This is a genomic window from Paraburkholderia sp. BL27I4N3 (assembly GCF_003386115.1).
GTDB lineage: Bacteria > Pseudomonadota > Gammaproteobacteria > Burkholderiales > Burkholderiaceae > Paraburkholderia.
In genome coordinates this window covers 353,872-367,809 of record NZ_QREJ01000001.1, presented here as the reverse complement: position 1 = coordinate 367,809, position 13,938 = coordinate 353,872, and the positions used below count along the sequence as shown (strand labels likewise).

The window sequence follows — 13,938 nt, the reverse complement described above, 5'->3', positions numbered from 1 at the left end:
GGCGATCTGGCAATGACAGGCGGCGCGAGGCGCTCGCCGCGAGAAAGAAATCGCTGCGCCCCACGACGGCGCGGCCGCCTGGTCACTCACTCAGCGATCGTTATGCGCGGCGCTATGTCCGCCGGTTTTCTTCACCAGCGAAACCGGCACGCCTGAATCTTCCTTGAGCGTCTGCAGCACGATATTCGAACGAATATCCATCACACCCGGCGCCTTGTAGAGACGCTGCAGCACGAAGTCCGAATAATGTTTGAGGTTGTGCGCGAGGACTCGCAGCAGATAGTGGGTCTCACCGGTCACGACGAACGCGCCGACCACTTCCGGCCAGTCGCGCACCGCTTCCGCAAAGCGTTCGTGCCAGTTCTCCTGGTCGTTGCGCATGGACACCTGCACGAACGCTTCCAGTTCGAAACCCAGCACTTCTCGATTCAGACACGCGCGGTAATGTTCGATGACACCCTGCTCTTCGAGCAGGCGCAGGCGTCGTAGACAGGCTGACGGCGAGAGCGAAATGCGCTCCGCGAGGTCGAGATTGCTGATCCGTCCTTCTTGCTGAAGCACCGTCAAGATACGGCAATCGGTGGCGTCGAGCGAGATCGCGTTCATATTCGGTCTCCCTTTCCCGTTTGAATCAAATTATGTTCCAAGACACGGCGCAGAAGGAGATTTTTTCGCAATCACATTTCGCGGCAGGCCACCTATCATTCCCGGATAGACACAAACCGCCGATGCGACTATGCCAACACTTTGGGACATCACCCCCGCCGTCGATACCGCCACGCCCGTCTGGCCCGGCGACACGCCGGTGGGCATCGAGCGCGTGTGGCGCATGGAGGCGGGCTCGCCCGTCAACGTCGCGCGGCTGACGCTGTCGCCGCACACCGGCGCGCACACCGACGCGCCGCTGCACTATGACGCCGAAGGCGCCGCAATTGGCCAAGTCCCCCTCGACGCCTACCTCGGCCGATGCCGCGTGATTCATTGCATCGGCGCATCGCCTGTTGTGACGCCACAACACCTGGCCGGCTCGCTCGACGACTTGCCGTCGCGAGTCTTACTGCGCACTTACAGAATCGCGCCCACCAGCGCGTGGGACAGCGCGTTCTGCGCGGTCGCACCGGACACCATCGACCTGCTGGCGGCGCGCGGCGTGAAGCTGATCGGCATCGACACGCCATCGCTCGATCCGCAGGAATCGAAGACGATGGACGCTCACCACCGGATCCGCGCGCATCGCATGGCAATTCTCGAAGGCATCGTGCTCGACGACGTGCCGCCCGGCGACTACGAATTGATTGCGCTGCCGCTCAAGCTGACCACGCTCGATGCGAGTCCGGTGCGCGCGGTTCTGCGCGCGCTGCCCGAATCGGCGCCCGAGCCTCGGCCCGCCTCCCATTGAACGAACATCCCTGATCTGACTGACGGAATCACCATGAACCACCGTGACGATGCACTGGCGCTCGACAGCGCCGACCCCTTGGCGACGTTGCGCGACCAGTTCGCGCTTTCGCCGACCACCATCTATCTGGACGGCAATTCGCTGGGCGTGCCGCCCGCGGCCGCCGCGCAGCGCGCGCAGACCGTGATCGGCGCCGAATGGGGCGAAGGCCTGATTCGTAGCTGGAACTCCGCCGGCTGGTTCGAGTTGCCGCGCCGCCTCGGCAACAAGCTTGCCCCGTTGATCGGCGCGGCCGAAAACGAAGTGGTCGTCACCGATACGATTTCGATCAATCTGTTCAAGCTGCTGTCGGCGGCCGTGCGCGTAGCGAATGCGCGCGATCCCAAGCGTCGAGTGATCGTTTCCGAGCGCTCGAATTTCCCGACGGATCTGTATATCGCGCAAGGTTTGATCGAGCAGCTCGATCGCGGTTATGAACTGCGCCTCGTCGACGATCCTTCCGAACTGCCTGCCGCGATCGGCGACGACACCGCCATCGCGATGATCACGCACGTGAACTACCGCACCGGTTACATGCATGACATGGCCGCGCTCACCAGGCTGATTCACGATAAAGGCGCGCTCGCACTGTGGGACCTGGCGCATTCGGCGGGCGCGGTGCCGGTCGATCTGAACGGCGTCGGCGCGGACTATGCGGTGGGCTGCACGTATAAGTATCTGAACGGCGGGCCGGGTTCGCCCGCGTTCGTGTGGGTGCCCAAGCATCATCAAAATGAATTTGCGCAGCCGCTGTCAGGATGGTGGGGACATCGCGCGCCGTTCAAGATGGATCCGGCGTATCAACCGGATGATGGCATCGGCCGATTTTTGTGCGGCACGCAGCCGATGGTGTCGATGTCACTCGTCGAATGCGGGCTCGATGTGTTTTTGCAAACCGATATGCAGGCGGTGCGCAAGAAGTCGCTGGCGTTGACCGATCTGTTCATCGAACTGGTCGAGGCGCGTTGCAGCGAATTTCCGTTGAAGCTCGTCACGCCGCGTGAGCATGCGCAGCGCGGCTCGCATGCGAGCTTCGAGCATCCGCAGGGTTATGAGGTGATGCAGGCGCTGATCGCGCGTGGGGTGATTGGTGATTATCGTGAGCCGCATGTGCTGCGGTTTGGTTTTACGCCGTTGTACACGCGTTTTGTCGATGTGTGGGACGCGGTGGAAACGTTGCGCGAGGTGCTCGTGAAGGAAACCTGGCGGGCACCTGAATTCGCCGCACGCGGCGCAGTGACCTGAGGAGCGCGCAATGACCGATCATATGCAAACACCGGGGCTGCCGGAAGAGAAACCAGCGCAGGGATGTCCGTTCGGGCATGGGGCAGTTGCTTCTAACGTGGCTTCCCCGGCCGCCGATTCCGGCGATGGCTGGCATGATGCGCAGCTCGACTTTTCGGAGTCGATGAGCTACGGCGATTATCTGTCGTTGGGGACGGTGCTGGATGCGCAGCATCCGCTATCGCCGGATCACAATGAGATGCTGTTCATCATTCAGCACCAGACGAGCGAGTTGTGGATGAAGCTTGCTTTGTATGAGTTACGGGCGGCGCTGCAGGCCGTGCGTCGGGATGAGTTGCCGCCGGCCTTCAAGATGCTCGCGCGCGTGTCGCGGATCATGGAGCAGCTCGTGCAGGCATGGAGTGTTCTCGCGACTATGACGCCGTCTGAGTACACGGCTATGCGGCCTTATTTGGGGAGTTCTTCCGGGTTTCAGTCTTACCAGTATCGGCAGATTGAGTTTTTGCTCGGGAATAAGAATGAGCAGATGCTGAAGCCGCACGCGCATCGGGCTGATGTTTTGGCCGAGGTTAAGAGTTCGTTGGAAGCGCCCTCCTTTTATGATGAGGTTGTTCGGTTGCTCGCTCGGCGCGGGTTTCCTATCTCAGCCTCCAGGTTGGAGCGGGATTGGACTCAGCCTACTGTGCATGATGCTTCTGTTGAAGCGGCATGGTTGGAGGTTTATCGGAATCCTTCTCAACATTGGGAGCTGTATGAGATGGCCGAGGAACTTGTTGATCTTGAAGATGCCTTTCGGCAGTGGCGGTTTAGGCATGTGACTACTGTTGAACGGATTATTGGGTTTAAGCAAGGGACTGGGGGGACTAGTGGGGCTACTTATCTTCGGAAGATGTTGGATGTGGTTTTGTTTCCGGAGCTTTGGCATGTGAGGACTGTGTTGTAGTGGTTTTTTTTGCGCGTGGCGCCTGGTTTTTTCTGTGATCCTGGGGGTTTTGGCCTTTCCTTGGTTTGTTCGTGGTCTATTAGCGTTGCCCCTGTGCGGGGCAATGCTCTCAACTTAAGCTCCGCTGCATCAAGCAAGTTTGTACGCGAGATGGAAGTGGGGCTTGGCTTTTCGGGGTGGTCTTGGATAGGAGCGTGACGGCTGTATCCGGCATCGGGTCTGGCGGATCAGTTCCAGCACACCGGCGAGGCCGTCCAGGCAGCGCTGGATGCGCAGAAGACACGCGCCGAGGATGGGCTTGAGTGCGCCCAGTGCATACACCCGGTTAGGACGGCTGGCATGTCTGTCGTCGTGCGGCGCATCGAGATCGCTGAGCAGGGTGAACAGGTTGTCGGCGAGGATTTTTGCGCCGAAGTCCTGCTGTAACGCCAGGTAATCGAGGCCTGTGACGGCTTCCAGCCGCAGCCGGTGCTTGAGTCGTTTGAACGCTTCCTCGACCCGCCAGCGCTGATGATAGAGCGCGCCGAACGATGCCGCCGGATAACGCCCGCCATCGAGCAGCGAGGTCATCAGCATCCGCACGCGACCGCCCGGCGTGACGTCGCGGATCAGGCGAACAGTGGTGGGCGTACGCGCCAGTTCATAGTCGCGGGCATCCAGTTCGCCGGGCGCGTCCAGTGTCACCACACGCTCGGCTTTACCGCTGCGGGCAAAGGCGCTGACGCATTTCCAGTTACGCGCATCGACGCGCATGCAGAACGGGATTTCGCGCTGTGCGAGCGCCGCCACCATCGCGTTACCGATATAGCCGCGATCGAGCAGCAGCAGGTCGGTATGCGGTTGCAGCACATCGAGGGCTTCGAACAGCATCTGCCGCTCGCCGCCGTCGGCGGGATGAAGTGCAGCGTGCAGGGTCAGTTCGGAACCCGGCAGGAATAGCGCAAACGCGTAGTGATCGGCGCGCAGTTCATGGCCGCGACGCGTGCCCACACGCAGGCGGCTGCCATCAGCGGCGACCAGCCTCAGGCCGTGCCAGCGCATCGAATCGATATGGGGTTGGGCCAGCGAGATCAGGCGGGCGCGGGCCAGCTCGAACAGTTCGGCAGACACGCCCCGTCGCGCCTTGCTGAAGGCCTGTGCGCTCACAGCGCGGGTGCGCCCGCCGCGGCTTCCCAGTGCGCCGAATAGCGCGTCAAGTTCGGCCTGCACACTGGCGCACATGCCCGACATCATCAGCGCGGCCATGCGCGGCAAGGTCAGTGTGCGATTGCGGGTAAAGGCGGTGGGAGAACGACGCACGCGATCGGCGAGCGCCGGATCGAACAGGAATTCGGAGAACTCAGCCAGAAGCCTTGAGGACGCTGGTATTTGAGTTCATATCGTTGATTTATCAGTGAGTTATGCGATGAAGTTTACAGGGCTAACGCCCTGTATACAAGCCCTTCGAGGCTTAAGTTGAGAGCATTGCTGTGCGGGGCGGCACTTACTTCTCTTTGCCGCCGCAAAGAGAAGTAGGCAAGAGAAAGCGGCTCACACCGCTAATGCTTAAGCGGGGCCCCCGCACAGTTGCGGTAGTGGTGCATCTGGAATCTGTGTTCTCGCACATTCCAAGTCTGTGACAAAGCAATCATTCTTCCCGCCTCGCGCTCCGCGCTCGTCGGAACGGTCGGATCAAAACCCTCGGGCTTTTCTGTGTCCGGTGGGGCCATCGGCTTCGCCTCGGCGATACCACATAACGGCGCTCGTTTCGAAGGTGTGCTGGGCCCTGGATTGACTCGTGGGCGATTCAGGAACACCCCGGAAATCGCACCATGACCAGATCGGGGCACGCATCATCCAGTAAACCGCGCCGCGCCCGTACGCAGATCACGGTTGAAAAGACCGCACAGGAAGCCGCCGCATTGAGCAAAACGCACTCGAAACAATTCGGCTATCTGGCCGCACTCGCGAGAACGGCGCAAACGTACCGTGCGACCGGGGAGAAGCGGCAGGCGGATTTCACGAAACTGGCGACCGCGCTCGCCGATGCCGCCGAACGGTATAGCAGCGAGGCGAACGCCGGCGATGGTAGCGTTCTCGCTGGTAGCGACAGGCAATGAACACCTGAATGACCGCGACGTAACGGCAGAAGTTTGCGGAGTGCGCGGGTCGCGCACAGAGCGTCGCCGGTCAAGCACTCACCTTGACATTCAGAACTGTGCCGTCAACTGGAATCCGACCGTCACGCGCGCGGTCGGAAAGCCTGACGGCTCATATCGGCGTGTCAGCGAACAGGTCATAGGAGAGGCCGGCCAACTTCGCCAGCACCCCGCCGCTTTTTCGAACTGCGCCGCCATCCTGAAATCATTCGGACGTTTCCTGGCAACTTTTATGAGTCAGATCGGGATGGAAAGAGTATTCGTCTGAGAGCGTCCCATAGACATCGGAATCGGACGCCCTGAATAATCAGGGCATGAACCCACACCTGCTCTCTCCTCACGATCAGAGGCCCGCCTGCCTGCGTGCGCGCGCCTCCGGAATCATGCACCGGTGTGCAGGGGACGCGACGTGATGGAGGGCGCCCGCTTCGATCTGCCCATGCCCGGCGTGGCGCTTTCACCGGAAAGCGTTGAACGTCTGATGGCCGAACCCTGGCGCTACGGGTTTATTTCCCTGCTGCGCCGTATCTGCGCCGATCCCTGCATTGATCCGGTCGGAACCGCGCGGCGTCCGCAGGCGGAGCCGTTCCGCCTCGGCCAGGCACCGAGCCTCGCATTCGCGCCGCGCGAGATTGCCGACGTGCGTGAGGTCAACGGGCGTCTGAAGATACGGCTTCTCAGTCTGGGCATGTTCGGACCGAACGGGCCACTGCCGATTCACATCACCGAGATTGCACGCGAGCGTGAGCAGAACCGGCGGGATGCGACGCTCGTCAACTTCCTCGACATCTTTCACCACCGCTACCTGACTCTGCTGTACCGGGCGTGGGCCTCCGCCCAGGCCACAGCAGGCCTCGACCGGAAGGATGACGAAACATTCTCCTTTTTTGTCGCGAGCCTCGCCGGCCACGATCCCGACGAAATCGCCGGCCGGCCGTTTCCTGGCCATGCGCGCCTCGCCGCCTCTGCGCATCTGGTGCGCGAAGCGCGTAATCCCGACGGCCTGCGCGCGACGCTTGAGCAGTACTTCGACGTACCGGTCGCGATCGAGGAATACGTCTTTCACTGGCTGGAAATGGCGCCGGCCAGCCACAGTTATCTCGGCAAGCCCGTGGAGTCTTCGACGCTTGCGATGGGCGCGATGCTCGGTGAGCAGGTGCCGGACCGCCAGCACCGGTTCCGCATTATCCTGGGGCCGCTCGACTTGGCGGTGTATCTGCGTTTCACGGCGCAGGGCGTGGACCTGCCGAAGCTGGTCGAATGCGTGAGGGAATTTGTCGGGCGCGGCTACCGGTGGGAACTGGAACTGCGCATCAAGCCACAGGGCGCGCCGCCTGCGGTGCTGGGTGGAACGGAACAACTCGGCTGGTCCAGCTGGCTTGGACAGGCGCCCACGGATGCGCCGATTACCGGCATGCGCTTCGAACCGGAACAGTACGTGGAGCAGTTGGCGAGGCGATCCGTACCGTACCGTCAACGCCCGGAAACCGGCGCGGGTGATCTGCTGACGTACTACAACGAGGAGTTGCTGTACCTGCGCGAACTTGCCGCCGAGTTTGCACAGGCGCATGTAAAAATCGCCAGGCGTCTGGGCATGCAGGCGGGTGAAATCGGCGATAGGTATGTGGAGCGGCTCGTCCAGGCGTTCGCTTTCATGTCCGCCCGCATGCGCATGAAACTGGACGCAGCGTTCCCCGACTTCACGCGCCCCCTGCTGCAATGCCTCTATCCGAATTACCTCGCGCCGACGCCATCGATGGCGGTGGCACGGCTGTATCCAGACGATGCGGAAGGCGATCTCGCCGAGGGCGTCCGCATTGCGCGCGGCGCCACCTTCATCAGTCGCGTGCCCGACGGTGAAGCCACGGCGTGCGAGTTTCGTAGCAGTCAGGAGGTAACGCTGTATCCGCTCGAAATCGTAAGCGCACGGCTGACCGGCATTCCTCCTGATATTCCCGCGCCCGACCGGTATGTGCGTGGACATACCAACAACGTGCGCGGCGCTCTGCGTCTGAGGCTGCGTACCACCAGCGAGGCCTGCATCGCCGACTTGCAGGGACTGGACCGGTTACCCGTGTACCTGGCCGGGGAAGAACAGCTGGCGTCGCGCCTGTTCGAACTGCTGCACGTTGCGGCCGTCGCGTCGATTACCGGCGAGCCGGAAAACCTCGGCACGCCCGGCAGTCCGTTTCACGCGGTAAGCCGCGATGCGGTGGTGCATGAAGGGCTTGATCCGGGACAGGGCCTCCTGCCGCTCGCATGGTCGAAATTTCATGGACACAATCTGCTGCACGAGTTTGCCGTATGTCCGTCGCGTTTTTACTTCTTCACGCTGACCGGTCTCGCACCTGGCCTGCGCCAGGTGCGTGGGCGCGAGGCGGAGGTCGTCGTGCTGCTGGACCGACACACCGACCCGCTGGCGGACCAGGTCGATGCCTCGCAGTTCGCGCTTTTCTGCACGCCGGTCATCAACCTTTTTCCTCGCACATCCGATCCCGTCGAGTTGCCGAAATCCGGCACCGAATTCCAGTTGGTGCCGAACGCACTCCAGCCGCTCGACTACGAAGTGTTCTCCGTGCAGGCCCTACATGGTCAGGTCAGCGAGACATCGGCACCGCTCCAATTCCGGCCGCTGCACGAGCCACTGACGAACGATGAAGGCAACCACGGGCGCTATTTCACCTCGCGTCGCGAACGCCGCTCGGCGCCGGAACTGTCACGCCGCCGCTATGGCACACGCACGCCCTACATCGGCACGCAAACCTCGGTCTCACTCGTCGATCACGACGGGCAACCTTACGGCGAGCGCATGAACTACCTCACGCTCAGCGCGTTGCTGACCAATCGTGAACTTCCGAACCTGATCGTGCCAGACGGCCGCGACGATCTGACGCTCGAAGAATCTGCCCCGGTTCTGTGCGTGGGCCTGATTCGCTCACCTAGTGTGCCACGCGCACCGTATGCGGAGCGGGAAGCCGCCTGGCGGCTGATCCGCCAGTTGAACTTTAGTTACCTCGCTCTGGAAGACCCGTCGGCCGCGGGCCTGCGCAATCTGCTAGGGCTGTTCCTCGCGCCAGGTGACGAGGTCTACCGGCAGATGATCGACAGTCTGGTCGATGTCAGCATGCGCACGGTCACGCGCATGCTCCCGCGCGATGGACAAATCATGTTTGGTTGCGGCGCCGAGTGCGTGCTCACGGTCGACGAAGCGGGCTTCCATGGCGTGAGCCCCTACCTGTTCGGCCTGATTCTCGAGCGCTTTCTCGCGCGAGGTGCATCGGCCCATTCGTTCATCGAGACCGAACTGCGCTCGACGCAGCGCGGCCCTGTGGCGACCTGGCCGGTGCGTATGGGCACGCGGGGCGTTGCATGAGTAGAACCGCAGGGAAAAGGCATGGCAGGCAGCCGGGGCGATCGACACGGCGCGCGGCGTTCATGGGAAAAGATTGATGCAGACACGCATGACAGAACGCAGGGCGTCGCACGCCCGGCACAACGGGATTCGTCTCATGAGTGGCGACCGGTCCAGTTCACACGGAGGATCGAGCCTATGTTGAACTTCATGACTCCACGTACCTTCACCGTTAGCGGCGCCGCGCTGCCGAAGCTGGACGACGGCGAACCTGCCCTCCTGATACGCTCGATCAGGGGAGAGGAAGCGCTTTCGAAGATCTACGAATATGAATTGGGACTGGTCACGCCGCTCAGTCCGCTGCTGCCCGACAGCGCCGCGGCCAATCTGGACCTGAAGGCGATGGTCGGCAAGGAGCTGACCGTGACCGTCCAGCTCGACGGGATGGGCACCTTCCATTCGGGCGTCGCGGGTGCCGCAGGCGCCGCGAATATCGGCAAGGGTGAACGGGAAATCAGCGGCATCGTCACGGCGGCAAGCCTGGTTGCGCCGCTAAACCGGCAGTACCACTACCGGCTGATTCTCAAGCCGTGGATCGTGCTCGCCGGACAGCGCACGGACTACCGAATCTTTCAAAACCGCTCGGTGGTCGAGATTATCGACGAGGTACTCAAAGGCAACTACATGTACTCGTACGTCAAGCGCCTGGGCGGCACGTATCCGAGGCTCGTCTATCAGGTGCAGTATGGTGAGTCGGACTTTTCGTTCATTCAGAGGCTCATGGAAGAACACGGAATTTACTGGTTCTTCGAGCACTCGAACGGCGTGCACCGGATGGTGCTTGTCGATAATCTCGGCGCGCACAGGCGCGTGGTCAGCGAGGCGTATCACACGTTGCAGTACCTCCCGCCTGACAGGAAGATCGACGCCGAATATGTCAGCCACTTCGACACGACCGAAAGCATCCAGTCGGGAATCTGGACGACGGATGATTTCGACTTCACGAAGCCGAGCGCAAACCTGGCGGTACAGAATGCGTTGCCGCAGGGCACGCGGCATAACGATCTGACAGTCTACGAATGGCCGGGCGACTATACCGATCCGCAGCAGGGCGAGCAGTTCGCGCGTGTACGCATGCAGGAAATCCGCGCTCGGGGAGAACGCGCCGTAGGCCGAGGCAACCTGCGCGATGTGGTGTGCGGCACGACATTCACGCTGGCGAGCTATCCGCAGGAAGCGGCGAACCGCGAGTACCTGGTGATCCGCGTCAGGCTAGATGCCGAGGAGATCGGCGAAGTAACCGGCGAAGGCCAGTATCAGGTCAATACGACTTTCGAAGTGCAGCCGGCGACCACGATGTTCCGGCCACCGCGCACGGTGAGCAAACCGCGCACAACGGGTCCGCAGACGGCGATCGTGACTGGGTACACGGGAAGTGAAATCTGGACCGACCAGTACGGACGTGTGAAGCTGAAGTTTCATTGGGATAGGTCACCCGTGAATGACCAGAATTCGTCGTGCTGGGTGCGCGTGTCTTATCCGTGGGCGGGCAGTAACTTCGGCTGCATCAACATTCCGCGGGTTGGAACTGAAGTTATTGTCGACTTCGAAAACGGTGACCCGGACAGGCCCATCGTGACCGGGCGCGTGTACAACGCGATGAGCATGCCGCCGTGGAAGCTACCGGATAACGCGACGCAGAGCGGGACGCTATCGCGCTCTACGAAGGAGGGCGGCTATGGCACCGCTAACGCGATTCGCTTCGAGGACAAGAAGGGCCGCGAAGAAGTATGGATTCATGCCGAGAAAAACCTCCGTACCGAGGTAGAAAACGACGAGGCGCATGCGGTCGAGCACGACCAGACCGTTACGGTGGGCCATGATCGCGCGCGCCACGTTGGCAACGACGAGCAGGTCGATATTGCACATGACAGCCAGCGCCGTGTCGGGCTGGACGATACCGTGTCGGTCGGACGGAACCAGACGGTCACGATCGGCAAGGACCGTGTGGAGAACGTGGGCAACAGCCGGCGGGACCGGATTGCGGCCGACTACCAGATCGAAACCGGCGGGAACGCGGAGCATGTCGTGCAGGGTCGTCATCAGCTTCGGGCCGGGCAGGCCATCGCGCGCCGGACACAGATATATGAGCTTCAGGCAAGCGACAGACTGGTCATCAAGGCACCCGGTGGCAGCTTCACCATTGATAGTAGCGGCGTCACGATCGAGGGCATCGCGATAAAGCTCAAAGGCGCCTTAATTCAGGAGGGTGGCTCGGGGGGAGTGCCTGGAATGCATGGCATTCCACTGCCGGGCCAGTTGCTCGATCCGGGCCATGTGCCGTTGTCGGACTAAACCCATTCCCAAAACAGACGAACAAAAAAATAGGAAACCTGATGCTGATCAGCCAACCTTTCCTCAGCGCAGCCGCGCATGAGGACGACTCAACGCAACCCGTCACGACCCTGGGCGAACGCAGTGGCAAGGGCGCGTTTCCCGTCAGCCGCGAATTTGGCTGGCATGGAGGCATCCATCTCGAAGCGCAGGGCAATGCGGACAGCTCGGAGCCAGTGTGCGCGATTGCCGACGGCGAGGTCGTGTTCGCGCGTGGCAGTGATGGCATTCCGCAGCATCATGACGATCCAGCGGTCATCGCGGCGCATCCGTTGCTGTACTACAAGGGCTGGACGAGTAACGGTGTGGTGATCCTGAAGCACGCAACGGAGATTGGCGAAGGGGTGAACGTCGAGTTCTACTCGATCTACCAGCACATGCACACGACCCAGGTGGCGCGCGGCAGCAGGGTGTACCGCAAGGACGCGATCGGTTTGCCTGGCGCGATCTACGGCCAGCCGAACCGTATCCACTTCGAGATCGTCGCCGACGCCACCAGCGTCGCGGCACTGATGGGGCGTAACCACGGGCCGCTGGCAGCGGAACAGGGGCGAACCAATAGTCTGTGGGGCGACATTCACGTCGTGTTGCCAGCTGGTACGCAACTCTATGCCAGCGATCCATCAGTTGGCTCGGCAGCCCATCCCGCGTGGCAGGTGCCGGTGCAGGCGACGACAACGGAGCCGGCGATCGTAAGTATCACAGAGTCCACTGGCTTGATCACCCTGACCACACGCAGCATCCGGGGCGCGGTGCTTGGCTCGGCGACGCCGGAAGATGCCTACGGCCTGTATGAGCGTGCCACCCGGCGCTATCCTGGATGCCCCAGCGCAGGCTATGAAATGCTGCGCTTTGGCCGGGTGATCGGCCCAGATGCACCGGCAGCGACAGATCTCTATCAGGGACGCCTGCCGCACATCCGGCAGATTCATTCACCGGTCGATCACACGGCTGTGTATGCGAATCTGAACGGTCCCGGCGTCAGAGTCTACAGCGATGCGGATTTCCCCGACTGGCTGGGGTGGACGTTTGCAGACGACGATACAGACGGCAACAGCCGGTGCGATTCCGATGTGCTGATTGCCATGCTTGACCCGGGCGCACCGCCGGCTGTGAGTCCGCCAGCGGCCACAAGCGGGGCAGCCGCGCCGACGCCAGCCGAACAGCAGGCGCAGAGAAAGCGCGAACGCATTGCGCGAGCTTACGCGCGCAGCCTTGACGGTCCGATGCGGGAACGGCTCAGCTATTGCGTTGTAAAGATGCCGACAGAGTGGTCGCGCGACGACTTCGATACGCGCTGGGGTTGGCTCAAGGGCACTGATCCGAATGATCTGCCGGCTTCCGCGCTAATGACCGGCTGTCTGAGTCCAGACGCCTATACGAAGCTCAAACAGCACCACGCAGCGCTGGCCTTCTGGGAGGACGCTCAGGCACAAGGACTGGCGCTGGGCAAGGTTCACTACCACTTTCATCCGGGGCGGTTTATTCAGATGTTCAAGAAGTGCGGATGGCGCAGCCTTCGAGAGCTGACACAGACATTGCCCAAACGGTCCAGTCCCAATGCAGGCGGAGAAATTCCATGGCAGACGGCGCAAACCCGATGGCATTCAGGCAACAATGACCACGGTTTCATGCCTCCGGATATGCATACGGCGATAAATCGCATGTGGAGGAAGTATGGCTTTTCGACTCCTCAAAGACAGGCCCATTTCTTAGCGCAAATATTCAAAGAAACCGGAGCGCTAAGAGCAACGGTCGAGCTTGGCGACAGCCGGTATTTCCGCACGATGTACGAGGCGTTAACTCCGCAGGAGGCTGGGGACGACTTCGATCACAAACATGATTGGCTACAAGCGATGGGGTTTCTGCACGGTCGAAATCGACCCGACTATATAGCGCAACGACCGGATGAAGTTCAACAGAAGGCGTTGTCGATGGGAAATACGCAAACGGGCGATGGGGCAAGGTTTCGCGGCCGGGGGCTAATTCATCTTACCGGACGTGGCAGTTACGCTGCGTACAGTCGCTTTCGCGGACGTGACTTCACAACCGATCCCAATCCTGAACTGCTTTCTTCCGATGCAACCGCCGTCGCCGATTCAGCCGGGTACTTCTGGATTAGTAAGGTAATGCAGTCACCCAACACCGGGGCCCTGCGAAGCGGGATGAATATCGATCGCCGTGCGGACGTAGGGGTAGCTGATGCAAATGTCGCCGCAATCACGACACCAGTTAATGGGGGCAGCACCGGACTTCCCCAGCGTAGAGAGTTTTTTCATTACGTGAATTTCATTCTTGGCGATGCACCGAATATGCCGACCGATCCTTCGCTGATAAGGCAGAGGGAAGAGTAATGCCGTTTCAGACCGAACTTAATGTCGCCTCGTAACTGAACGAGCCGCTATATATCATCTTTCAAGGAAATAAA

At 61.2% G+C, this 13,938-nt stretch carries 9 protein-coding genes and 2 pseudogenes; 8 read left to right on the top strand and 3 right to left on the bottom strand.

The features are described from left to right. Positions 1-90: 90 nt before the first annotated feature. Complete coding sequence (locus B0G71_RS01665) at positions 91-606, bottom strand: Lrp/AsnC family transcriptional regulator (protein ID WP_012434188.1); 516 nt, start codon at positions 604-606, stop codon at positions 91-93. A 130-nt stretch (positions 607-736) separates the two neighbouring features. Between B0G71_RS01665 and kynB the strand changes: the two genes are divergently transcribed. Genes kynB through kynA form a run of 3 tightly spaced genes read left to right on the top strand, consistent with a single transcriptional unit; the run spans position 737 to position 3,626 of the window. Continuing rightward, complete coding sequence (gene kynB, locus B0G71_RS01660; RefSeq protein ID WP_116139326.1) at positions 737-1,399, top strand: arylformamidase; 663 nt, start codon at positions 737-739, stop codon at positions 1,397-1,399. A 33-nt stretch (positions 1,400-1,432) separates the two neighbouring features. Further along, entirely contained in the window at positions 1,433-2,683 is a 1,251-nt protein-coding gene (gene kynU / locus B0G71_RS01655) for a kynureninase (protein ID WP_116139324.1), read from the top strand. Positions 2,684-2,693: 10 nt separating this feature from the next. After that, entirely contained in the window at positions 2,694-3,626 is a 933-nt protein-coding gene (gene kynA, locus B0G71_RS01650) for a tryptophan 2,3-dioxygenase (protein WP_116139322.1), read from the top strand. 129 nt (positions 3,627-3,755) lie between these two features. On the opposite strand, the gene B0G71_RS01645 is transcribed toward kynA, so the two are convergent. Continuing rightward, positions 3,756-4,952, bottom strand: a complete 1,197-nt coding sequence (locus B0G71_RS01645) for an IS4 family transposase (protein WP_116139178.1) — start codon at positions 4,950-4,952, stop codon at positions 3,756-3,758. A 575-nt stretch (positions 4,953-5,527) separates the two neighbouring features. Between B0G71_RS01645 and B0G71_RS01640 the strand changes: the two genes are divergently transcribed. Further along, positions 5,528-5,725 carry a hypothetical protein gene (locus tag B0G71_RS01640; RefSeq protein ID WP_147439470.1) on the top strand — a complete coding sequence of 66 codons (198 nt, stop codon included), beginning with the start codon at positions 5,528-5,530 and terminating at the stop codon, positions 5,723-5,725. Positions 5,726-5,815: 90 nt separating this feature from the next. Here the strand turns inward: B0G71_RS01640 and B0G71_RS42500 are convergent. Beyond that, positions 5,816-5,912 (bottom strand): annotated as a pseudogene (locus B0G71_RS42500) (peptide transporter); the annotation flags it as partial. A 264-nt stretch (positions 5,913-6,176) separates the two neighbouring features. On the opposite strand from B0G71_RS42500, the pseudogene tssG reads away from it, so the two are divergent. The 4 genes and pseudogenes from tssG to B0G71_RS01620 form a co-directional block, all read left to right on the top strand. Then, positions 6,177-7,220: pseudogene (gene tssG, locus B0G71_RS41190) on the top strand (type VI secretion system baseplate subunit TssG); the annotation flags it as partial. Positions 7,221-7,265: 45 nt separating this feature from the next. Continuing rightward, positions 7,266-9,137: a type VI secretion system baseplate subunit TssF gene (gene tssF, locus B0G71_RS01630; RefSeq protein WP_258875741.1), complete on the top strand. Its 1,872-nt coding sequence runs from the start codon at positions 7,266-7,268 to the stop codon at positions 9,135-9,137. 177 nt (positions 9,138-9,314) lie between these two features. After that, the gene (locus B0G71_RS01625; RefSeq protein WP_116139318.1) at positions 9,315-11,471 is read left to right on the top strand and encodes a type VI secretion system Vgr family protein; all 2,157 of its coding nucleotides are present in this window, start codon (positions 9,315-9,317) and stop codon (positions 11,469-11,471) included. A 41-nt stretch (positions 11,472-11,512) separates the two neighbouring features. Beyond that, positions 11,513-13,864: a peptidoglycan DD-metalloendopeptidase family protein gene (locus tag B0G71_RS01620; protein ID WP_116139317.1), complete on the top strand. Its 2,352-nt coding sequence runs from the start codon at positions 11,513-11,515 to the stop codon at positions 13,862-13,864. Positions 13,865-13,938: the final 74 nt, after the last annotated feature.

Coding starts and splice junctions, on each gene's coding strand:
- B0G71_RS01665 (WP_012434188.1), bottom strand. CDS start 606: ATGAACGCGATCTCGCTCGACGCCACCGATTGCCGTATCTTGACGGTG.
- kynB (WP_116139326.1), top strand. CDS start 737: ATGCCAACACTTTGGGACATCACCCCCGCCGTCGATACCGCCACGCCC.
- kynU (WP_116139324.1), top strand. CDS start 1,433: ATGAACCACCGTGACGATGCACTGGCGCTCGACAGCGCCGACCCCTTG.
- kynA (WP_116139322.1), top strand. CDS start 2,694: ATGACCGATCATATGCAAACACCGGGGCTGCCGGAAGAGAAACCAGCG.
- B0G71_RS01625 (WP_116139318.1), top strand. CDS start 9,315: ATGTTGAACTTCATGACTCCACGTACCTTCACCGTTAGCGGCGCCGCG.
- B0G71_RS01620 (WP_116139317.1), top strand. CDS start 11,513: ATGCTGATCAGCCAACCTTTCCTCAGCGCAGCCGCGCATGAGGACGAC.